The following is a 22,036-nucleotide window of genomic DNA, read 5'->3' as shown; positions in this document are numbered from 1 at the left end:
CAAGCAAGCACGGCCCCCTCGGGGGGCAGCGTAGTACACGAAGTGACAAGCGTGGGGGCTCGCCAACATCCGCGCGACGTTCTGTTGGGTGCCCAGGCACAAGCCGGGTTTCTTCCGGTTTGTGATCACTACAGCGGTGTTGAAGCCCGCATGCGCAAAAGCCTGCAATTGCAGGCCGAGATGATCGAGGAGTTCGGCGCCTGCGTGTTTGACGTGACGCTGGATTGCGAAGACGGCGCACCCGTGGGCGGCGAAGCCGACCATGCCGCGATGGTCGTGGCGCTGGCGGCCCTGGCCAGCGACAAGGCCCGCGTCGCGGTGCGCATTCATTCGGTGGACCACCCCGCCTTTGATGCCGACATGGCTGTCATTGCCGGGAAGCTGTCCCGCCATCTCTCACACATCATGGTTCCCAAGGTGGAATCGGTTGCCGATGTGGTCAGGGCCGAGCAGGCTCTGCTCGCAGCATCGGCCGGTGGCCTGCCGCTGCACGTGCTGATCGAGTCTCCACTCGCGGTGCGAAACGCTTTCGACATTGCTGCTCATCCGCGCGTGCAGTCGTTGAGTTTTGGCCTGATGGATTTTGTCTCGGCGCATGGCGGTGCGATTCCCGCCGACGGCATGAGCAGCCGCGGCCAGTTCACGCATCCGCTGGTGATGCGCGCCAAGCTCGAAATCGCGTCGGCTTGCCATGCCCACGGCAAAGTGCCGTCGCATTGTGTTGTCACAGAGTTCAATGACACTGAGGCCATGACTTCCGCCGCACGCCATGCCGCCCGTGAACTGGGCTACACCCGCATGTGGAGCATCCACCCCAACCAGATCCGGCCTATCCTGGCGGCTTTTGCGCCCACCGAGGGCGAGATTGAAAGTGCTACAAAAATAATAGCTGCTGCCGCAAGCTCAGACTGGGCCCCCATCAGTTTTGAAGGCAAGCTGCACGACCGCGCGAGCTACCGCTACTTCTGGCAGGTTCTGGAGCGCGCGCACCAGACCGGCCGTGTCTTACCGCACGAGGCGCAGGCATATTTTTCTGCGCCGCTTCACTGATTTTTCCGATTGACTGTTGACCGTTCCAAAGGACCCCCCATGAAACATTTCGCTCTCTCTGCCTTGATGCTGGCCGCCCCGGCCCTGTTGCTGGCCCAGACGGCGGCCCCTAAAGCCGCCGCACCCAAGGCTGCAGCCGCAGCTGACCAGCCTGCCCAGGCCGCCAAGCGTGCACCGATCAGGCGCTCTGCCGCCAAGGTGGTGGAAGAAAGGACGCCCATTGACGATGACCCGTCTGTCACCTTGACCCCTGAAGACCTGGAGCTCGCCAAGCGGGTTTACATTGGCACGATTCCCTGCGAACTGGGTGCCTCCGTCACCATCACGCCGAATGAAAAACGCCCGGGCTTCTTCCTGGTGCAGACGGGCAAGATGCGTTTTCGCATGCACCCGGTCGGAAGCCGCACCGGTGCCATCCGCCTGGAAGACGGCCGTGCAGGCGCCATGTGGCTCCAGTTGGGCAACAAGTCGATGCTGATGAGCCAGAAAATGGGCCAGCGCCTGGCTGACGAGTGCATGAGCCCGGCGCAGGTGACTTTTGCCGATGACATGAAGAAGAACCCCCCGACCAGCATTCTGGAGGCCTTGCCTGCCGCCAAAGCTGCGCCAGCTCAGGCTGGCACGGGTTCTGCTCAGCCAGAAACTGCCCCGGCCAAAGCCCCATAAAGCCCAATACAGACACAGACCGCGACCGCACGCGCATCGACCGTGCAAATTTTGAGTACAGGAGAAGAAAACCATGATGCCCGAGTTCATACAAACCTACCGCAACCATGTGGCCGAGCGCGCCGCGCTGGGTATTCCCCCGCTGCCGCTGTCGGCCCAGCAGACCGGTGAGGTCATTGAGCTGCTGAAGAACCCACCCAAGGGCGAAGAGGCCTTTCTGGTGGAGCTGATCACGCACCGCGTGCCGGCCGGGGTTGATGCGGCCGCCAAGGTCAAGGCCAGCTATCTTGCTGCCGTGGCGCACGGCACCGAAAAGTGCTCGCTGATCTCCCGTGAGAAAGCAACGCAGTTGCTGGGCACCATGCTGGGCGGCTACAACATCAGCCCCATGGTCGAGCTGCTCGACGACGCTGAAGACAGCGTCGCCACGCAAGCGGCCAACGGCCTGAAGCACACGTTGCTGATGTTCGACCAGTTCCACGATGTGCAGGAAAAGGCCGGCAAGGGCAACAAATACGCCAAGGCCGTGCTGCAAAGCTGGGCCGATGCCGAGTGGTTCACCAGCCGCCCGGAAGTGCCAGAGTCGATCAAGCTCACCATTTTCAAGGTGGCTGGTGAAATCAACACCGACGATCTCTCCCCCGCACCCGACGCCTGGAGCCGCCCTGACATCCCGCTGCACGCGCTGGCCATGCACAAGAATGCCCGCCCCGGCGTGACGCCCGAAGAAGACGGCAAGCGCGGCCCGGTCAAGTTCATTGAAGAGCTGAAAGCCAAGGGCAACCTTGTGGCCTATGTGGGCGACGTGGTCGGTACCGGCTCCTCGCGCAAGTCCGCAACTAACTCGGTGTTGTGGTTCACCGGTGAAGACATTCCCTTTGTGCCGAACAAGCGTTTCGGCGGTGTCTGCCTCGGCTCCAAGATCGCGCCGATTTTTTACAACACCATGGAAGACTCGGGCGCGTTGCCGATCGAACTCGACGTGAGCCAGATGGCCATGGGCGATGTGATCGAACTGCGCCCCTATGAGGGCAAGGCGCTGAAAGACGGCAAGGTCATCGCCGAGTTCAAACTCAAGAGCGACGTGCTGTTTGACGAAGTGCGCGCCGGCGGCCGCATTCCGCTGATCGTCGGCCGCGGCCTCACGGCCAAGGCGCGTTTTGCGCTGGGCCTTCCCGTGTCTACCCAGTTCCGCTTGCCGCAGAACCCGGCCGACAACGGCCGCGGCTTTACGCTGGCACAAAAAATGGTTGGCCGTGCGGTCGGCTTGCCTGAAGGCCAGGGCGTACGCCCCGGCACGTACTGCGAGCCCAAGATGACTTCTGTCGGCTCGCAGGACACCACCGGTCCGATGACGCGCGACGAATTGAAAGACCTGGCTTGCCTGGGTTTCAGCGCCGACCTGGTGATGCAGTCCTTCTGCCACACGGCGGCTTATCCCAAGCCGGTCGATGTGAAGATGCACCACGAGCTGCCCGAGTTCATGAGCGACCGCGGTGGCATCCCGCTGCGTCCGGGCGACGGCATCATCCACAGCTGGCTCAACCGCATGCTGCTGCCCGACACCGTCGGCACCGGCGGCGACAGCCACACGCGTTTTCCCATCGGCATCAGCTTCCCCGCGGGCTCAGGCCTGGTGGCTTTCGGTGCTGCCACCGGCGTCATGCCGCTGGACATGCCTGAGTCGGTGCTGGTGCGCTTCAAGGGCGAAATGCAGCCCGGTATCACGCTGCGCGACCTGGTCAACGCAATCCCGTTGTACGCCATCAAGGCCGGTCTGCTGACGGTCGCCAAGCAAGGCAAGAAGAACATCTTCTCGGGCCGCATCCTGGAAATCGAAGGCTTGCCCGACCTCAAGGTGGAGCAGGCTTTTGAATTGAGCGATGCCTCGGCCGAGCGTTCTGCCGGCGGTTGCACGGTGCACCTGAACAAGGAGCCCATCATCGAATACATCAACAGCAACATCACGATGCTGAAGTGGATGATCGCCACGGGTTACTCGGATGTGCGCACCATCAAGCGCCGCATCGCCGCCATGGAAGCCTGGCTGGCCGACCCGCAATTGCTCAAGGGCGATGCGGACGCCGAATACGCTGCCGTCATCGAGATCGACCTGGCCGACATTCATGAGCCTATCGTGGCTTGCCCGAACGACCCTGACGACGTGAAGACGCTGAGCGAAGTGGCCGGCAGCAAGATCGACGAAGTCTTTATCGGCAGCTGCATGACCAACATCGGCCATTTCCGCGCCGCTTCCAAGCTGCTCGAAAACAAGCGCGACATCCCCGTCAAACTGTGGATGGCGCCGCCGACCAAGATGGATGCCAAGCAGCTGACCGAAGAAGGCCACTACGGCGTGCTGGGATCTGCCGGCGCACGCATGGAAATGCCGGGTTGCAGCCTGTGCATGGGAAACCAGGCGCAGGTGAAAGAGGGCGCGACGGTGTTTTCCACCTCCACCCGCAACTTCCCGAACCGCCTCGGGAAAAACTCCAACGTCTATCTCGGTTCCGCCGAGCTGGCGGCGATCTGCTCCAAGCTGGGCCGCATCCCCACCAAGGCCGAATACATGGCCGACATGGGTGTGCTGACAGCTGCCAGCGACAAGATCTATCAGTACCTCAACTTCGACCAGGTCAAGGACTACACCGACATGGCTGACACGGTGAAGGACGGCGTGGCCGCTTAAGTGGGCACCCTGCCGTCGGCTTGACAGCCGCAAGCTGAAATGGAAGGATGAAGTGATGAAGAAACCGTCACTTCTTTCCTTCCTTTTTTTTGTTCTTTTTTTGGCCACCGGTGCAGCCGCTCGAGCTCAGGAAGCGCGCACCAACGCCTTCAACGACCCCTTCCTGCAGGTCACTTCGGCGATCAATCCGTGCCCTGTGCCGGAGGGGCCGCTCTATACCGAGCAGGAAGTGCGCGACGTAGCCCATGTGCGGGCGCAGCACGGCGGCAGTTGCTACCGCGTGGGGCGTTGCCGCCTGGCCAACTCGTATTGGTACGATGCCGAAATCATTCCGCGCGTGTCGCAATACATCAAGCTCGACGGCCGGTTCGACGACACCAGTGTGTGGGTGCAGGGCGAGCGGCGTTTGGTCTTTCTCAAAGGTTGCGTCAAGACACGCGAGCAGTCCGAGGCGCTTGAAAAAGCGGTCTGGCTGGTCGACGACGTCATGGGGGTGGTGAACTACCTGCGTGTGGGTGATGAGCCTGTGCGTTACGTGCCGGCGCAGGTTGAAAAGAAATAACGTCCTCCTTTCGACATGAAACACAAAAAGTCCCGCAAGAAATTGCGGGACTTTTTGCTTTTCAATGATCGGAAGTTACAGCCCCGAAGGCAGCGGGTCCACCACCCGCAGTTCCGAGCCATCGACAAACTTCAGGTACCAGAACTCCGGCGCGAGCGGCAGATTGGGGCGCATGTGGCTGATGTTGGCGGGCAGCACATAGACCGTGCTGGCACCATCGTCTGGTGGCGGCGCGAGGTAGTGGCGCTTGACTGCCACCAATCCGCCTATGGTGGAAACCACGGTGCCTATCGATTCGGTGACGGCATTGACGGTGGTGCCCTGGCCCAGCATGTGGATGGTGGTCTGGCCCATCAGGTCGGGGCGTGAGGCTTCTATGTACAGCACTGCCGCGGTGTTGATGCGCAAATCGTCGGGCGCGCTGGGCTCAGTGGCTTTGTTGAACGAGATAAAGGGCATGGATAGGGCCGGTTGGAGACAGGTTTTCGGGCGAATTCTCAGGAAATATGCAGCTCTTTGTGCTCACCCAGCTTGCGCGGCAACTCGCCCAGGATGGCCGCCTTGGCCATCCTGGCCAGCTGCACCATCTTGCTTTCCTTCACATCCCAGTATTCGGCGTGATGAATGCGCACTTCCAGCAGCGCCAGGTCCGGGTCGTTGACGCCCGCAGGAAACCAGGCGCGGGCAAGCGGTGACCAGAGTTCTTCTTTTTTGGCCTGGTCTTCCGCGATCACGGCCTGGCCCGACACCGATACGTAGCTGTCGGCGCCCGGGTCGGCGTAGGACACGTTGACGTTGCCGTCATGCTGCAGCCGCTGGGCCATCTCGCTTTTGCGTGAGATGAAGAAATACAAATGAGATTCCGCATCGAGCGACTGGTTCTGCGTGGTCAGGGGATGGGCGTGCAACATGCCGCTGGCCTGTCGGTGCGTCAGCATGCCGAACTTGATGCCCTGGATCAGCTCCCAAAGGGTGTCGTGGTCTGATTTTGTTGCGCTCATGAAAACTCCCGTGGGTGGTGGCCAATGCGTCGATGCTAGGCATCAAGCCGCGGGCCGCTCATCAGCGGGCGGCGCGGGCAGCTGTCAGCAAGTACCGACAGCCCCGGTTTCCAGGCGCAGCCTGTGTAAACCATCGCCCTGCGGGGGAACTAATGGCGCGAGCGGTTACCATATAGATGCAAGTAATTCGCATTTGTATTACGGTTTGCTTACAGGCGCCCCGTAGGCTTCAATGCCTGCGCCGCGCCCGGCCCGGTTCGGGCGAACCGGGCCGCTTTGATCTCTAAAAGGTGTTTCATGAAACTGTCGTTCCCATTCTTTGCCGGCGCTGTGCTGGCCGCTGGCCTGTTGGCCGCGCCAATGGCCTCCACCGCCCAAACCGTCACGCCCACCGCCGAAGGCATCGTGGTTTACAACGCCCAGCACGCCAGCCTGACCAAAGCCTGGGCTGAAGCCTTCAGCAAGGAAACCGGCATCAAGGTCACTTTGCGCAACGGCAGTGACACCGAGCTGGGCAACCAGATCGTGCAGGAAGGCAAGGCCTCGCCCGCCGACGTGTTCCTGACGGAGAATTCGCCGGCCATGGCGCTGGTCGACACGGCAGGGCTGTTCGCTCCGCTGGACGCGGCCACGCTGTCTGAAGTGCCTGCCAACTTCCGCCCCGCGCATGGCCGCTGGACGGGCATCGCCGCGCGCAGCACGGTGTTTGTCTACAACAAGGCCAAGCTCACGCCGGCGCAGTTGCCCAAGTCCATGCTGGACCTGGCCACGCCCGCCTGGAAGGGCCGCTGGGCCGCGTCGCCCTCCGGCGCTGATTTCCAGGCCATCGTGAGCGCGTTGCTCGAACTCAAGGGCGAAGCCGCCACGGCCGCCTGGCTCAAGGCCATGAAGGAAAACGCCACGCCTTACAAAGGCAACGGCACCGTGCTCAAGGCCGTCAATGCCGGCCAGATCGAAGGTGGCGTGATTTACCACTATTACTACTACGGCGACCAGGCGAAGACCGGCGAGAACAGCAACAACGCCCAGCTGCATTACTTCCGCAACCAGGACCCTGGCGCTTTTGTGAGCATTTCCGGTGGCGGCGTGCTGGCCTCGAGCAAGCACCAGCCCGAAGCCCAGGCCTTCGTGAAGTGGGTTGCCGGCAAAGGCGGACAGGACATCCTGAGAACCGGCGACGCGTATGAGTACGCCGTCGGCACCGGCGTAGCCTCCAACCCCAAACTGGTACCTTTGGCTGAGCTGCAGGCGCCTAAGGTGGAGCCTTCCAAACTCAACAGCAAAAAAGTCACCGACCTGATGACCCAGGCCGGCCTGCTGTAAACCACTTCCAATCGCTCCTAACCACTTCAGGTCCGCGGATCTGACACCTGCCTTGAGTGCCTTGCCCTTTGATGTCGGCGCCGACTCCCTTAACCCGGCGAGTGCGGCCCTGCGGCCTTCGCCTGTAGCCGGGCGCGGCGGCTGGCGCCTGTCGGGGGTGGGCAGCGCGGCCCTGCTGGTCTCGTTGCTCGCTTTGTTGCCGCTGGGTTTTGTCATCTGGGTCGGCATCCAGGCGGGTTGGGACACGGCCTCTGCGTTGATCTTCCGGCCCCGTGTGGGTGAACTGCTCGTCAACACTGCTTTGCTGGTAGCGCTGACGGTGCCCTTGTGCGCCGTGCTGGCCGTGGCCCTGGCCTGGCTCACCGAGCGCAGCGACCTGCCCGGTGCGCGCACCTGGGCCTGGCTGGCCGTCGCGCCGCTGGCCGTGCCGGCTTTTGTGCACAGCTATGCCTGGATGACGGTCGCCCCCGGCCTGCACGGCTTGCCCGCCGGCGTGATGGTTTCGGTCATCGCCTACTTTCCATTTTTGTATTTGCCGGTGGCCGCAGCCTTGCGGCGGCTGGATCCGGGCATGGAAGACAGCGCCGCCTCGCTGGGCTTGAGCCCTTTGGCGGTGTTCTTCCGCGTGGTGCTGCCGCAGCTGCGGCTGGCGGTATGCGGCGGCTCACTGCTGGTGGGCCTCCACTTGCTGGCCGAGTACGGCCTTTACGTGATGATCCGCTTCGACACCTTCACCACGGCCATCGTCGACCAGTTCCAGTCGACCTACAACGGGCCTGCGGCCAACATGCTTTCCGGCGTGCTGGTGGTGTGCTGCTTCGCGTTGCTGGGACTGGAATCGGCCGCGCGCGGCAAGGAGCGTTATGCGCGCGTAGGTTCCGGCGCGGCGCGCATGCCTTTCAACCGCAAGCTGGGCCGTTTCACCGGCCTGTGCCTGCTGTTGCCCGCGCTGGTCACCGCTCTGGCGCTGGGCGTGCCGCTGGTTACCCTGGGCCGCTGGCTGGTGGCAGGCGGGGCTGCCGTATGGCGCGTGGATGAAATCGGCCCGGCGATTTTTCAGACCCTGGGGCTGGCGCTGGCCGGTGCGCTGTTGACCACATTGGCCGCTGTGCCCATGGCCTGGCTGTCGATACGCTCGCCCGGCCGGCTGCAGCGCGTGCTGGAGGCCTGCAACTACATGGTCGGTTCGCTGCCCGGTGTGGTGGTGGCGCTGGCGCTCGTCACGGTGACGGTGCGCATGCCGATTTACCAGACAGCGCTCACGGTGCTGCTGGCCTATTTGCTGATGTTTTTGCCACGCGCCCTCATCAGCCTGCGCGCCGGCATCGCGCAGGCGCCGGTGGAGCTGGAGCAGGCCGCGCGCAGCCTGGGCCGCACGCCCGCGCAGGCGCTGTGGGCCATCACCCTGCGGCTGGCCGCGCCCAGCGCGGCGGCCGGCGCGGCGCTGGTGGGCCTGGGCATTACCAATGAACTCACCGCCACGCTGATGCTCGCGCCCAACGGCACGCGCACCCTGGCGACTTCCTTCTGGGCCTACAGCAGCGAGATCGACTACGCAGCCGCTGCGCCCTACGCGCTCATCATGGTGCTGTTGTCGCTGCCCATGACCTGGCTGCTCTATACCCAATCCAAACGCACGGCGGGACGATGACAACTTCTCTTGAACTGAAGGGCCTGCGCAAACACTATGGCCCTGTGGAAGCACTGGGCGGCGTTCACTTGCACGTGCCGGCCGGCAGCCGCACCGCCATCGTGGGTCCGTCGGGTTCCGGTAAAACCACCTTGCTGCGCATCATTGCCGGCTTCGAATTGCCCGACGCCGGCCGCGTCGTGCTGGGCGGGCGGCAACTGGCAGACGGGCCGGAGGCCGTGCCGGCGCACCAGCGCGGCATCGGTTTTGTGCCGCAGGACGGCGCGCTGTTTCCGCACCTGACGATTGAGGGCAACGTCGGCTTTGGCCTGCCGCGCAATACGCCCCGGCGCGCTGAACGCATTGCCGAATTGATGGACATGGTCGCGCTCGACATCGCCATGCTCAGCCGTCGCCCGCATGAGTTGTCTGGCGGCCAGCAGCAACGCGTGGCGCTGGCCCGCGCGCTGGCCCAGCGCCCGCAGCTGATGTTGCTCGATGAGCCTTTTTCCGCCCTGGACACGGGCCTGCGCGCCAGCACCCGCAAAGCTGTCGCGCAATTGCTCAGTGGCGCCGGTATCACCACCATCCTGGTCACGCACGACCAGGCGGAGGCCCTGTCATTTGCCGACCAGGTGGCCGTGATGCGTGAAGGGCAACTGGTGCAGGCTGGCCGCCCGGTGGATCTTTATCTGCGGCCCCGTGATGCCGCGGTGGCCGGCTTCCTGGGCGAAGCCATCGTGCTGCCGGCGCAGCTGGCGGGCGGCTGGGCTGACTGCGCGCTGGGGCGAGTCGCGGTCAACAACGGCCAGCGCAGCGGTGCGGCGCAGATCATGCTGCGGCCAGAGCAACTGCAGGTGGCTGAAGTCCCGGCGCAGGCGGCCGCGCACAGTGCGGATGCCGCTGCGTGCTACGGCGCGGTTATCGACACCGATTTTGGCGGTCCGGTCTGCGTGCTGTCGGTGCGCCTGGTGCGCGGCGCTGGACTGGGCACGGCAGAAGAAACACCCGCGGCGACGGAGCTTGCTGCGTGGGACGTACCGCTGCTGGTGCGCAGCTCCGGCCTGCATGCCCCGGCGCCGGGCGCCATGGTCCGCATCACGGTGGCTGGCCAGGCCCACGTGTTCGAATAAACCGGCCTGGGTGCCGGTTTCCGGAATTTAAGAAAATAGTGGCCGTAGCCCAATAAGAACGGGCGCAAGCAGCTATTAAATTAATAGCATTTTTCCTACTTCTACGGGTGCGATGAACCCAGCTGGAGGCGGACGTTTACCCGGCACGCCCCGCGCAAAGCGGCATGGCTCGACCAGTACATGCCTTGTTACGAATCTTTAAGGCGTCTTACACAGGTCTTTGGGTATATTGTGTACGGTGTACACAAATTAATGGTTGTGCACTTGCACGCCGGCAACTTGATCGGTTGTTGCAGCGTTTCAGGTGACAGCTGCTTACCCAAGGAGATTTCCCATGGCCCGTTACGTAGATGGATTCATCGTTGCCGTTCCCGCCAAGAAAGTGGAGGACTACCGCAAGCTGTCCCGCAAGGCCGGCAAGATCTGGAAGGAGTACGGCGCGATCGAATACACCGAGTGCATCGCCGACGACGTGAAACCGGGCAAGGTCACGTCCTTTCCGCAAAGCGTGAAGCTCAAGGCCGGCGAGGTGGTGGTGTTCTCGTGGATCACCTACAAGTCACGCAAGCAGCGCGACAGCGTCAACAAAAAGGTCATGTCCGACCCGCGCCTGGAGGCCATGATGGATCCGAAGAATCTGCCCTTCGATGGGAAGCGGATGATTTTTGGCGGCTTTAAAACGATTGTTGAGCTTTAAGCATCTAGCCCTGCGCCGCCAGCGCGTGCAGCGCCTGGCGCGTGAAATCGTCCGCCGGGAAAAACGTTTCCATCGCCAGCTCCTGCAGCGTCACATCCACCGGCGAGCCGAAGATAGTGGTGGTGCTGATAAAGCTCAGCACCCCTGAAGGCGTGTTGAATTTGAATGGCATCACCACGCCCGGGTGCTCGCCCTCCAGATTGGGGCCCTTGGCCTCTTCCGGCACGGGGTAGGCCTTCAGCTCTTCCAGCAACGCCACCAGCGCCGGGTCGGCCGTCGCCGTGATCTGCTGGCGCAGGCGTTCAAACAAATGGTCGCGCCACTGCAGCAGGTTGGCGATGCGCGGCGCCAGGCCCTTGGGGTGCAGGCTCAGGCGCAGCACGTTGATGGGCGCCTCCAGCAGCGACGCATCGGCGCCCGCCATCAAATGCGGCACCATGCGGTTGGTGGCCACGATGTTCCAGTGGCGGTCCAGCGCCAGGGCCGGGTAGGGCTCATGGCTTTTGAGCAGCAGCTCCACCGCCTGGCGGGCCGAAGCCAGCGCCGGGTCGTTTAGCGGCCGCTCGCGGTACATGGGCGCATAGCCGGCCGCCACCAGCAGCGCATTGCGCTCGCGCAACGGGATGGCCAGCCGCTCCGCGAGGCGTAGCACCATTTCCCGGCTGGGCATCGAGCGGCCGGTTTCCACAAAACTCAGATGCCGGGTGGATATCTCTGCTTCCTGGGCCAGGTCCAGCTGGCTCAGGCGCCGGTGCTGGCGCCAGTGGCGCAGGTGGTCGCCAAAGGGTTGTGGCGCACTGCGCTGCGCGGGGCGGCTGGGGTGGTGGGTGCTGGCGGTCATGGTCCTCATCGTAAAGCTATGTGAGCAGGTTTCCATTACCTGCCAGGTTATCGACGGGCTGCTGCAGCGCAGGAATGATGACCTCCATGCGCACCGACCGGCGGCCCGGAGCGCTGATCAATATCACCGGCTGCTACTTTCAGGAGTTTTGCCATGTCTTCGAGTTCCATCCTTTCCTCTCCCAACTTCCTGCGCAATGTGCTGCGTGTGGATGCGCTGTCGTGCATCGCTTGCGGTGTATTGCAAGTCACCTTTCCAGCCGCGATGGCCCGCCTGCTGAACCTGCCCGAGGGCCTGATTGCCTACACCGGAGAGTTCTTGCTGGTCTATGCGGCAGTCGTTGCGTTTGTTTCAACGCGTAATCCTTTGCCGCGCGGCGTTATCTGGGCGCTGGTGGCGGGCAATATCGGCTGGGCGCTGGCCTGCGTGCTGATGCTGGCCAGCGGCCGTGTGTCACCCTCCATGCTGGGTGTGGGCTATGTGGTCATACAGGCGCTGACGGTGGCGGTGCTGGCCGAGCTGCAGTACTTCGGCCTGCGCCGCGCGGCACCGCAACCGGCCTGGTAAGAAAGTACAAGACTGGGTAAGCGGGCAGGGTATGCAGGCGCGGCCTCCCGCTGGGCCGCAGTGCCTGCCAGAATGGGGGCTGCTGTCCATAAAAAGGAGTCCGCCATGGCCAAACCGCCTCCCCACGCTTTTTCCTCCACGCTCAAAAGCTTCAAGACCGCCTCTGGCAAGACCGGCAAGTTCTACTCCCTGCCGGCGCTCGCCAAACAATTTCCCAAAATCGCCCGCCTGCCGGTGTCCATGCGCATCGTGCTCGAATCGGTGCTGCGCAACTGCGACGGCAAAAAGGTCACGGCCGAGCACGTGGCGCAGCTGGCCAACTGGCTGCCCCAGGCCGAGCGCACCGAAGAAATCCCGTTTGTTGTCTCGCGTGTGGTGCTGCAGGACTTTACCGGCGTGCCGCTGCTGGCCGACCTTGCCGCCATGCGCAGCGTCGCGCTGAAGCTGGGCAAAAACCCCAAAGCCATTGAGCCATTGGTGCCGGTCGATCTGGTGGTCGACCACTCCATCATGGTCGACTACTACGGCAAGAAAAATTCACTCGACCTCAACATGAAGCTTGAGTTCCAGCGCAACCGTGAGCGCTACGAATTCATGAAGTGGGGCATGCAGGCTTTTGACACCTTTGGCGTGGTACCGCCGGGCTTCGGCATCGTGCACCAGGTCAACCTCGAATACCTCTCGCGCGGCGTGCATAAAAGCAGGGACGGCGTGTATTACCCCGATTCTTTGGTGGGCACCGACAGCCACACCACCATGATCAACGGCATCGGCGTGGTGGCCTGGGGCTGCGGCGGCATCGAGGCCGAGGCTGCCATGCTGGGCCAGCCGGTCTACTTCCTCACGCCCGACGTGGTGGGCTTTGAGCTGACCGGCCGCCTGCGTGAAGGCGTCACAGCCACCGACCTGGTGCTGCGGGTGACCGAGCAGTTGCGCAAAGAAAAAGTCGTCGGCAAGTTTGTCGAATTTTTCGGCGAAGGCACGCGCACGCTGGCCCTGCCGGACCGCGCCACCATCGGCAACATGGCGCCAGAATACGGCGCCACCATGGGCTTCTTCCCGGTCGACGAAAAAACCATTGACTACTTCAAGGGCACGGGCCGCACCAAAGAAGAGATCGAAGCCTTCGAGGCCTACTTCAAGGCGCAGGGCCTCTTCGGCGTGGCCAAGGCCGGCGAGATTGATTATTCGCACGTGGTCAAACTCGACCTGGGCGACGTCACGCCCAGCCTGGCCGGCCCCAAGCGCCCGCAAGATCGCATCGAGCTCGGCAACGTCGCAAGCCAGTTCAAGTCGCTCTTCAGCAAATCGATTGCCGAGAATGGTTTTAACCAGCCCGCCGGCATGCTCAACACCCGCCACCTGGTGCGTCGCACCGATGAAGGCCGGCAAGACACCTTGCCGGCCGCACCGCCCACACCGGCCGGTGCCGCACGCCCCGTGATGGAGATGGAAGGCAACCGCCCCACACTGGCGCACGCACGCGCCAGCAACACCACGGACGCGCCCGCCAAGGCGCAGACCGAGGTGGTTCATTCAGCCCCCGGCATTACGGTGGGGAATGGAGATGTGCTGATCGCCGCCATCACCAGCTGCACCAATACCTCCAATCCCAGTGTGCTGCTGGCCGCGGGCCTGCTGGCCAAGAAGGCGGTGGAGGCGGGCCTGAAGGTCCAGCCGCATATCAAGACCTCGCTCGCGCCAGGCTCACGCATCGTGACCGAGTACCTCACCGAGACCGGCCTGCTGCCTTACCTGGAGAAGCTCGGCTTCGCACTGGCCGGCTACGGTTGCACCACCTGCATCGGCAATGCCGGCGACCTGACGCCCGAACTCAATGAGGCCATCAGCAAGAGCGACCTGGTCTGCGCGGCCGTGCTGTCGGGCAACCGCAACTTCGAGGCTCGCATCCACCCCAACCTCAAGGCCAACTTTCTGGCCAGCCCGCCGCTGGTGGTGGCCTACGCCATTGCCGGCACGGTGATGCGCGACCTGATGACCGAACCCGTCGGCAAAGGCAAGGGCGGCAAGGACGTCTACCTGGGCGACATCTGGCCGACCAGCGACGAAATCTACAAGCTCATGAAGTACGCGATGAACGGCAAAGCTTTTCGCGCCAATTACGCCAAGGTCAAGACCGAGCCGGGCAAGCTCTGGGAAAACATCAAGGGAGTCAAAGGCACGTCATACACCTGGCCCGCCAGCACCTACATCGCCGAGCCGCCTTTCTTCAAAGACTTCACCATGAAAGCGGGCGAGGCGGGCAGCGTGTCCGTCAAGGGTGCGCGCATCATGGCGCTGTTTGCCGACTCCATCACCACCGACCACATCTCGCCGGCCGGCTCGATCAAGGCCAGCTCCCCCGCGGGCCTGTGGCTGCAGGAAAACGGCGTGCAAAAAGCCGACTTCAACAGCTACGGTGCGCGCCGCGGCAACCACGACGTGATGATGCGCGGCACGTTTGCCAATGTGCGCATCAAGAATTTGATGATCCCGCCCGATGCGGAAGGCTCGCGCGAAGAAGGCGGCGTCACGTTGTTCCAGCCCGGCAACGAAAAGATGTTCATCTACGACGCCGCCATGAAGTACATGGACCAAGGCACGCCCACCGTGATCTTTGCCGGCGAGGAATACGGCACAGGTTCGTCGCGCGACTGGGCCGCCAAAGGCACGCAACTGCTGGGCATCAAGGCCGTGGTGGCGCGCAGCTTTGAGCGCATCCACCGCAGCAACCTGGTCGGCATGGGTGTGCTGCCTCTGCAGTTCAAGCCGGGCGAATCGTGGCAGACCTTGAAGCTCACCGGCAATGAAGTCATTGACGTGATTCCGCACCCCGAACTCAAGCCGCAAAGCGAAGCCAGGCTCGTCATCACGCGCGCCGATGGCTCGCGCGAAGAAGTCACCGTCATCCTGCGTGTGGATACGCCGATTGAGGTGGATTACTACCGCAATGGCGGCATCTTGCCTTTTGTGCTGCGCCAATTGCTGGCTTGAGGGCCTTGCGGCCCGCGCTGCAATGATCGGGTGTCAGGGCACAGGCCGAAACTGGCCAAAGTTGCCGTGGGCTTCACAGCGTTCCCAGTGATGCTGCAGGCCGCAGAGTTGCTGATGGTTGTGATTGGCGTGCTGGCGGATGTTCCAGGTGTCGTAATTGCCCGAGCCGGTCCAGGCAGTGGCTCCCGCCAGCCACGCATACTGGGCCAGCGCGTGGTTTTCACGCACGAGTTGGCAGGTCAGGCCTGAACCGTACACACCGATGACAAAGGGTGACAGGCCGCCCGCCTCCTGGTCCATACCCTCTTTGACACCCTCGAAATAAGGAAGGATCTCGTCATTGATTTGCTCCGGGTTAACGTCCATGTCCACCGCAAAATAGATGGCGCTGCCTGGGGGTTGCCTTAGCCGCGTCGCATAGTCGTGTGCAGACTGCCCGTCAAGCTTTCCACGGGCCTGGCCAAAATCGGTGAGTGCTGTGGCCCGATCCTGGTAGACCGTCACGATATCCAGCCCGCTTTGCGCCAGAGCGTTCGCCTCCGCGGGCGTGATCCGCTTTTGAGGATCGCTCGTGGTGCGGGAGTAGTAGCGGATCACAAATGTCTTGCCTTCTGTGGCCAGACAGGGCGCAAAGGGATGGCAAGGCCGGTTGGTGGAAAGACCTTCTTTGTTCATGGCTGAGCTTTCTCTTGGCGCGGGGCCTCAGGTTTGGAAGTAGCGTCGCAAATCCCTCCGTGAGGGCGAACCGCCATCACTCCGCCAGGCAATCGTCTGTGGACTTCAGGCGCAAACTCCAGTCCCGTTCGGACGGCTTGCTGGTGATTCCCGCTGCAAAGAGCAGCGCCTGTGACAGGACGGCCTGCGAATATTTGCCAGCATTGCCTGAGGGGCATGTCACCGTCACCTCCAGTGTTTTGGTGTCAATCCGGCTGGGCGGCGTAGAAGGGGGAAACACAAACTTCCTGCCGCCAGAATAAAACTCCTTCAACCGGCTGATGGCTGCCAGCGCCGCGTCGGCGGTACTCGTATCTCGCGACCTTTGGGCTTGTGTGCCTGGCAGTGAGGACCCGCGGAACTGCACCGGTGTCGTATTTGCGGCGGTGATGGTCACCGGCACATTGACGACACGTGCTGTGGGCGAACTGTCGGTGATCCGTATCGACAACGCATAGGTTTTGGTGACCTTGCTCCCGGTAATGCTCAGTTCCGCCCGCGTATCAAAACGGATAGGCGGCTTGAGTGTGATGCCGTCAATCGGAACGCCCTCCAGTTCTGCGAAGTAGGGTTTGACACCACCGGAAATTTCGATGCTGCGCCGGTCATCTGTGCCTGCTACCAGGTTGCTTAGCGAGGCGGGCGAGGTGGCCAGTGCAGTGATCACCTGTGCCACGCCGCAGTCCTTGAAGGCGTCCTCTGGCCAGGTGACCACCCTTCCAGTCAACCGGTCATTCACATCTTGCGTCAGAAGGAGGGTTTCAGATGCTGCAAGAATTAGTTCCTCAATAGTTTCGGGAGGGACGTTGGATCGCTTGCGCTGAACCGTCGGGTTTGTGCTCATGGTTTTTGACTTTTGCAGCGCGTCACTCAGGCCGGCGTCGACGCCGGCCCCTGGTGCAAATTGCCCGGCCATACCGGCAAGACCGGAAATCGCCGAGGGAACATTGTTGAGGGCGGGTGTGGACTCGACCAGTGATCGAACTACCGCCGCGTCAATCAGGTTGACGGTGGCGATCAACTCGCCGGCGGCCCGGTTGGCTGACTCCGTGTATTTCCTGCCGGATTTCAGGGCACTGTCGGCAGAGGCTTGTACCTGCGTCGCCGCCGCGAGGGCAACGGTGAGCGCCGGCATTTGCGGGTCGCTGGGGGACGATACGGCAGTCACGGACTGTGCTTTGGCCACCGCCATGCCCAGCCTGCGTCTTGAGCTTTCCAGTTGGGACAACTGCCTGCCGAGGTCCCGAAGCTCTTCCGAACTGATATTGAAATGGAGCACCGCACGTCTTGCGCAGTTCAGCGCATCTACACCGGCGAGATAGATCATGACCGTAGGGCGCCGCAGGTTCATGTTGCCCAGGGTATAGGCCGTGCCGCCTGCCAGGGACACTCCCAGTATGGCGTTGCGGTGTGCGCCGCCGGCTGCCAGCGCCGCCACCAGCGCGCCTGTCACGACCAGGCCGCTGGCCAGCGAAGTTTCGCGGTCCATCTGATCCGCGACGGCGGAGCGATACGCGTCGCGCGCCTTGTCCGCATATTCCAGCGCACCAGGCATGCCTGGCGTGGTGGGTGATGACTGGTTCCAGCGCACCATTGGGCTGGCGCAGCCCGTGAGTATCAGGGCGCAAAAAATGGCGATCCATTTCTGGCATGCATGTGTGTTCATTGGCTCCCCCTTTTTTTCTTAAAAATGATGCGCAATGCTCTTCGAGCCATTGCAGAATAAGTCTGTAAGGATTTGTCTGCATCCTTTAAACGGAGTAGGCGGGGCGTCATTTGTCGTATTTGCCTTATCCCACGGCACAATCCGGGGTATGGGAAGTGTTCAGATTCTTGTGGCGGGTGGAGGTATTGGCGGACTGGCGGCTGCGTTGGCTGCAACGCGAGCCGGCTGTGATGTTCGTCTGTTTGAACGCGCCAGCGTCTTCAGCGAAGTCGGCGCGGGCATTCAGCTTGGTCCGAATGTGGTCAAGGTACTGCACAGCTGGGGATTGGTTGATGCACTGCAGGCCGTGGCCGCCTTTCCGGAACGCTTGCAGATACGCAGTGCGATGTCCGGAAAGCAACTGGGTGAATTGGGCCTGGGTGCGGCAATGGTCCAGCGGTATGGCGCGCCTTATCTCTCCATTCATCGCGCAGACCTTCACGGCATGCTGCTGCAGGCCGTGCAGCAGCATGCCGACGTAAGGCTGCACCTGAGCCGGCCTCTGCAGTCCTTCAGCCAGACCGCGCAAGCCGTCACGGTGCAGGCCGACGACGGCCCTGGCATTGAAGGCGACGCCCTCATAGGTGCTGACGGCATCTGGAGCACAGTGCGCCAGGAACTGCTGGGTGACGGTCTGCCACGCCGCACCGGCCACCTGGCTTACCGCGCCTTGGTGCGGCAATCCGATCTACCTGAATTGCTCAGGAGCCGGCAGATCACGGTCTGGCTGGGGCCGCGCATGCACGTGGTGCAGTACCCGGTGCGCGGCGGTGAATGGCTCAATGTGGTGGCCATCGTGCAGGGTGAAGCCGCTGCCGAAGCCGACCTCTGGGACCACAGTGCCAACACCTCCGATCTGGGCGCGGCGACGGCCGGCTGCTGTGCCGCGCTGCGCGAGGTACTGGATGCCATCGGGGGCTGGCGCTTGTGGGTGCTGCATGACCGCGCGCCGATGCGGGGTGCCCACCAGCACGCTGTAGGCCGCGTGGCCTTGTTGGGCGATGCCGCCCACCCGATGCGGCCGTATCTGGCACAAGGAGCGGGCATGGCGATTGAAGACGCTGCCGAACTGGGCCATGCCTTGGCTCAGGCGCTGGACCCGGCGTTCGACGTGCCCACCATGCTGCAACGTTATGCGCTCAACCGTTGGCAGCGCAATGCGCGCGTGCAGGCGAGGGCCTTGCGCAATGGGCAGATATTCCACGCCAATGGGGTGTCGCGGTGGGGCAGGGATACCGCAATGCGTCTGTTGGGTGAGAAGCTGCTGGATATGCCCTGGCTATACGGGGCAAGCCCAACCTACCTTGATGGGCATTGAGCCCATAGAACGACGGCTGTTTGCGCAGGCCTTGCACGGTTGATACGCGCTTTCATCGCGGGCAGTGCGTCAATTTGTGGTCCGGGCTTCATGACGGCAAGGAATTCCGCCCGGACTGGGAAAAACCTCGTGGGACCGCGGTCACGCCCGGGTGAAGTTTTGGGGACGCTTGTGGATGCGGTCGCTATTTATTCACGGGATTTTGTTTTTCTCGGACTTTGGAACTTGTATGTACTTCCTCATCCTGTCGAATTTTTCATCGTAAACCAGCACAGTGTCCCTCTGTTCGGGCCGGAGAATTCTCAAGCTGTTGTACCTGGTTTCCACTTTCTCTTCGGTGTTCATAAAAATCTTGTGATCCCACCGCTCTTCCGGGTCTTTATAAACAGTTTCGATGATGACCTTGCCTGGGAAAACTTCGTTAAATGCGATGTAGTACTCCGGATGAAGGGAGGGGTCGTTCTTTCTGAGGAGCACCAGGAGGAGGTAGGCATCGTTCAGTCCTTCCCGCGTGTCCTTGAGCAGAATGGCGATTTCTTTCTTGTCCTGGCCGCTGAAATCGCCTTCCCTTAACAGGCTTGAGTATTTGAGATTTCCGGAATTCACGAACCGATAGGCCGCTCCTTCATCGGATGAATAGAAATCGAGAAGCTTTTCCTTGACGCCATACGGCAATTCCTTGAGATAAAACGCATCGAAGTCGCTGCCGTATTTTCTGCTGAAGCCTTCTGCTGAAATCAGGTAGTTGTCGTTAAGCAGGGCGGGCAGCAGGGTGGGGTATTCGACGGCACCTTTCATCGCGAGCTTTAAATAAGCTTTCCAGTTTTCCTGGCCGACCTTCGGTTGATACTTTTCCAGATCCTGCGGCGTATTTGCTTCAATCACGGAGTACCCGCGTTGCTTTTCGCCTTTGCCGTCTTTGCAGGTAGCGCAATAAATGGTTTCACCAAAACTGAGTGCGTAGAGTTTTTCAGGAAGTTGGTCGTACTCTTTTTTGTAGCTTGCATCCAGGAGTTTTCCCTTGGTGATATGACCGGTATCACCGGTAAAGATGGCGAGTGTCTTTGACTCGGCGACAGCCTTTGCCGCCGTGTCTCCCGTTGTATTACCTGTTGTATCCGCTAACGCGGCATACCTATCGCTTTCGTGCGTAAAGTCGTAGACGTAGTATTTGAAATATTCAAAATCATTTTTTGCAAAGAAAATCCCGAGCGCAAACACAATCACTGCAAGCGCTGATAAGGTCTTTTTGGTCTTGGACAGGGTCGAAAAATTCATATCAGATGAGTGGTTGGTGAACAGCAGGCGAGCAATATATGCTGATTGAAGGGGTGGCCCGTGAAGCGGAGTCAAGAATGGAGCCGGACAATCGAAGTATCGCTGACGATTTTGGCTGATACAACAACGCAGGATTCTGCTCAAGCTTGGCTCGCATCCAGGTTGGGTAGGGGGCCTACCTTTGCATTTGTCCTTTTTTCGCCAAGATATCGTCAGCCCCGATAACGTGTGGCATGGTGGCCCGCTATGGCAAATTGAGGAATTGGGGAGGGATAGCAACTTAGTCCAATTGCTATAGAAGTGATAGCGGTTTGCGCTGTATTTGTAAGGGTTTCGGCTATTTTTTTATAAATTCTTGCAGATCTGTTCGTAGCTTCCATATCTCCGGAAACACCACCACATCCAGCATCTTGCGCAGGTAGCTGACGCTGCCGGTGGTGGTCTACGCCATTGCCGGCACGGTGATGCGCGACCTGATAGGCCGCCCACTGGCATGCCGTGGGCCGCGTGACCCTGCTGCGCGATGCCGCCCCCCGATGAGGCCCTACCTGGCGCAAGGCACGGGCATGGCGATCGAAGACGCCGCAGAACTCGGCCACACCCTGGCCCAGTCGCTGAACCCGGCGCTCGATGTATCCACCGTGCTGCAGCGTTATGCGCTCAACCGCTGGCAGCGCAATGCGCGTGTGCAGGCGAGGGCGCTGCGCAACGGGCAGGTGTTCCACGCCGATGGGGTGCGGTGGGGGCGGGATGTGGCGATGAATGTGTTGGATTTGCCTCGGTTGTATGGAACGACAAGCAGGCGCTCCCTGATGATCGGAAAAACAATCGGGATTTATGGATTACGTTTCCGGCCAGCCCTAGTCCGCGTAGGCCCCCGCAGCCTTGATCACCGGCGTCCAGCGTGCAATTTCGCTGCGCAAATATTCGCGATGGCCCGCGGGTGTGTTGCGCGCGTCTCGAACCACCTCGATCCCGGAAGCGAGTTGTGCCCGTTTGAATGCGTCCGTCTGGATTGCGCCCAGCAATGCAGCGTTGATCCTGGTTTGTACCGCCTGAGGCGTGTTCTTCGGTGCATACAAGCCGTACCAGACGCCAAGCCGGATGGAGGGAATCCCGAATTTCTCGAGCGTCGGGATCGCCGAGGCGCCAGGAACGTTGAGCGGCCTGGCTGATGTCACGCCGACGGGCCTGGTTTTTCCGCTAAATACATGAGGGAGCACGTTGGCTGTCAAATCGCACATCAGGTCTACATGGCCTCCCAGTAAATCCGCCAACGCCGGAGCGGTCCCGCGATAGGGAACGGTGGTCATGCCGATGCCCAGCGAAGACTGGAGGAGAAGGCCGCACAGATGCGACGCCGACCCAATGCCGCCGTTGGCAAGCTTGACCTGTGGTTGCGTGGCTATCCACCGCACCAGCTCAACCGCTGAGCCCGTAGCTATCTGTGGGCGCGTCACCAGCATCAGTGGCGATTCAGCCATGATGCCCAAAGGTTCGAAATCTGTTTCCGGGTTGAAACCGAGGCGGCGGTATAGCGCAGGGGCTGTCGCCATCCCGATATGGTTCAACAGCAGGGTATAGCCGTCGGCAGTCGCACGCAAGGCGATGGTACTGCCCAGGTTTCCACCGGCGCCTGACAGGTTCTGGATGATGATGGATTGCCCTAACTGCTTTTCCAGCGGTAAGGCAAGCTCCCGCGCGAGCTTGTCCATAGGACCTCCTGCGGGGTAGGGAACAATCAATGTCACCGGTTTCGAGGGGTAAACACCTTGCGCCTGCGCGCCCATGCCGCATGCCAGCAAGGCCCAAAAAACCAGTGAAAACAGTTTCTTGCTCATAAGTTTCTCCAGGGTTACCGGTACTTT

18 protein-coding genes and 1 pseudogene are annotated in these 22,036 nt (G+C 61.6%); 12 read left to right on the top strand and 7 right to left on the bottom strand.

Annotated elements, in window-relative coordinates:
* Positions 1 to 51 precede the first annotated feature (51 nt).
* The 4 genes from ACXJKE_RS04360 to ACXJKE_RS04345 all read left to right on the top strand — a co-directional run bounded on the left by ACXJKE_RS04360 (position 52) and on the right by ACXJKE_RS04345 (position 4,967).
* Positions 52 to 1,050: an HpcH/HpaI aldolase/citrate lyase family protein gene (locus ACXJKE_RS04360; protein WP_457279331.1), complete on the top strand. Its 999-nt coding sequence runs from the start codon at positions 52 to 54 to the stop codon at positions 1,048 to 1,050.
* Positions 1,051 to 1,089: 39 nt separating this feature from the next.
* On the top strand, positions 1,090 to 1,716 hold the full coding sequence (locus ACXJKE_RS04355) for a hypothetical protein (protein ID WP_457279330.1): 627 nt from the start codon (positions 1,090 to 1,092) through the stop codon (positions 1,714 to 1,716).
* Between the two features lie 73 nt (positions 1,717 to 1,789).
* Positions 1,790 to 4,405 carry a bifunctional aconitate hydratase 2/2-methylisocitrate dehydratase gene (locus ACXJKE_RS04350; protein WP_457279329.1) on the top strand — a complete coding sequence of 872 codons (2,616 nt, stop codon included), beginning with the start codon at positions 1,790 to 1,792 and terminating at the stop codon, positions 4,403 to 4,405.
* 55 nt (positions 4,406 to 4,460) lie between these two features.
* Positions 4,461 to 4,967, top strand: a complete 507-nt coding sequence (locus ACXJKE_RS04345) for a BON domain-containing protein (RefSeq protein WP_457279328.1) — start codon at positions 4,461 to 4,463, stop codon at positions 4,965 to 4,967.
* Between the two features lie 75 nt (positions 4,968 to 5,042).
* On the opposite strand, the gene ACXJKE_RS04340 is transcribed toward ACXJKE_RS04345, so the two are convergent.
* Positions 5,043 to 5,426, bottom strand: a complete 384-nt coding sequence (locus ACXJKE_RS04340) for a hypothetical protein (RefSeq protein WP_457279327.1) — start codon at positions 5,424 to 5,426, stop codon at positions 5,043 to 5,045.
* 38 nt (positions 5,427 to 5,464) lie between these two features.
* Positions 5,465 to 5,968 carry a pyridoxamine 5'-phosphate oxidase family protein gene (locus tag ACXJKE_RS04335; protein ID WP_457279326.1) on the bottom strand — a complete coding sequence of 168 codons (504 nt, stop codon included), beginning with the start codon at positions 5,966 to 5,968 and terminating at the stop codon, positions 5,465 to 5,467.
* A gap of 297 nt (positions 5,969 to 6,265) precedes the next feature.
* Between ACXJKE_RS04335 and ACXJKE_RS04330 the strand changes: the two genes are divergently transcribed.
* From ACXJKE_RS04330 to ACXJKE_RS04315, 4 genes are all read left to right on the top strand, one after another.
* Positions 6,266 to 7,291 (top strand): iron ABC transporter substrate-binding protein, encoded by a 1,026-nt coding sequence (locus tag ACXJKE_RS04330; RefSeq protein WP_457279325.1) that lies wholly within the window; start codon positions 6,266 to 6,268, stop codon positions 7,289 to 7,291.
* Between the two features lie 52 nt (positions 7,292 to 7,343).
* Positions 7,344 to 8,942 carry an ABC transporter permease gene (locus ACXJKE_RS04325; protein ID WP_457279324.1) on the top strand — a complete coding sequence of 533 codons (1,599 nt, stop codon included), beginning with the start codon at positions 7,344 to 7,346 and terminating at the stop codon, positions 8,940 to 8,942.
* Positions 8,939 to 10,054: an ABC transporter ATP-binding protein gene (locus ACXJKE_RS04320; protein ID WP_457279323.1), complete on the top strand. Its 1,116-nt coding sequence runs from the start codon at positions 8,939 to 8,941 to the stop codon at positions 10,052 to 10,054. The genes ACXJKE_RS04325 and ACXJKE_RS04320 overlap by 4 nt, the downstream gene beginning before the upstream one ends.
* A 334-nt stretch (positions 10,055 to 10,388) precedes the next feature.
* Positions 10,389 to 10,751: a DUF1428 domain-containing protein gene (locus ACXJKE_RS04315; protein ID WP_457279322.1), complete on the top strand. Its 363-nt coding sequence runs from the start codon at positions 10,389 to 10,391 to the stop codon at positions 10,749 to 10,751.
* 4 nt (positions 10,752 to 10,755) lie between these two features.
* Here the strand turns inward: ACXJKE_RS04315 and ACXJKE_RS04310 are convergent, their stop codons facing one another.
* Positions 10,756 to 11,592, bottom strand: a complete 837-nt coding sequence (locus tag ACXJKE_RS04310) for a helix-turn-helix domain-containing protein (RefSeq protein ID WP_457279321.1) — start codon at positions 11,590 to 11,592, stop codon at positions 10,756 to 10,758.
* Between the two features lie 153 nt (positions 11,593 to 11,745).
* Here ACXJKE_RS04310 and ACXJKE_RS04305 point away from each other — a divergent pair, with 153 nt between their 5' ends.
* Together ACXJKE_RS04305 and ACXJKE_RS04300 are read left to right on the top strand one after the other, a co-directional pair.
* On the top strand, positions 11,746 to 12,159 hold the full coding sequence (locus ACXJKE_RS04305) for a hypothetical protein (protein WP_457279320.1): 414 nt from the start codon (positions 11,746 to 11,748) through the stop codon (positions 12,157 to 12,159).
* A 105-nt stretch (positions 12,160 to 12,264) separates the two neighbouring features.
* On the top strand, positions 12,265 to 15,153 hold the full coding sequence (locus ACXJKE_RS04300; protein WP_457279319.1) for an aconitate hydratase: 2,889 nt from the start codon (positions 12,265 to 12,267) through the stop codon (positions 15,151 to 15,153).
* A gap of 33 nt (positions 15,154 to 15,186) precedes the next feature.
* Here ACXJKE_RS04300 and ACXJKE_RS04295 read toward each other — a convergent pair whose 3' ends face one another.
* Complete coding sequence (locus tag ACXJKE_RS04295; protein ID WP_457279318.1) at positions 15,187 to 15,828, bottom strand: DUF1906 domain-containing protein; 642 nt, start codon at positions 15,826 to 15,828, stop codon at positions 15,187 to 15,189.
* Between the two features lie 76 nt (positions 15,829 to 15,904).
* Complete coding sequence (locus ACXJKE_RS04290) at positions 15,905 to 17,533, bottom strand: hypothetical protein (protein ID WP_457279317.1); 1,629 nt, start codon at positions 17,531 to 17,533, stop codon at positions 15,905 to 15,907.
* A gap of 148 nt (positions 17,534 to 17,681) precedes the next feature.
* Here ACXJKE_RS04290 and ACXJKE_RS04285 point away from each other — a divergent pair, with 148 nt between their 5' ends.
* Positions 17,682 to 18,890 (top strand): FAD-dependent monooxygenase, encoded by a 1,209-nt coding sequence (locus ACXJKE_RS04285; protein ID WP_457279316.1) that lies wholly within the window; start codon positions 17,682 to 17,684, stop codon positions 18,888 to 18,890.
* 192 nt (positions 18,891 to 19,082) lie between these two features.
* Here ACXJKE_RS04285 and ACXJKE_RS04280 read toward each other — a convergent pair whose 3' ends face one another.
* Positions 19,083 to 20,168 carry a hypothetical protein gene (locus ACXJKE_RS04280; protein WP_457279315.1) on the bottom strand — a complete coding sequence of 362 codons (1,086 nt, stop codon included), beginning with the start codon at positions 20,166 to 20,168 and terminating at the stop codon, positions 19,083 to 19,085.
* Between the two features lie 483 nt (positions 20,169 to 20,651).
* Here ACXJKE_RS04280 and ACXJKE_RS04275 point away from each other — a divergent pair.
* Positions 20,652 to 20,956: pseudogene (locus ACXJKE_RS04275) on the top strand (FAD-dependent monooxygenase); the annotation flags it as partial.
* Between the two features lie 72 nt (positions 20,957 to 21,028).
* On the opposite strand, the gene ACXJKE_RS04270 reads toward ACXJKE_RS04275, so the two are convergent.
* Positions 21,029 to 22,009 carry a tripartite tricarboxylate transporter substrate-binding protein gene (locus tag ACXJKE_RS04270; protein ID WP_457279314.1) on the bottom strand — a complete coding sequence of 327 codons (981 nt, stop codon included), beginning with the start codon at positions 22,007 to 22,009 and terminating at the stop codon, positions 21,029 to 21,031.
* Positions 22,010 to 22,036: the final 27 nt, after the last annotated feature.

The organism is Polaromonas sp. P5_D5, from assembly GCF_054049435.1.
This window is presented reverse-complemented; position numbering and strand designations above follow the sequence as displayed.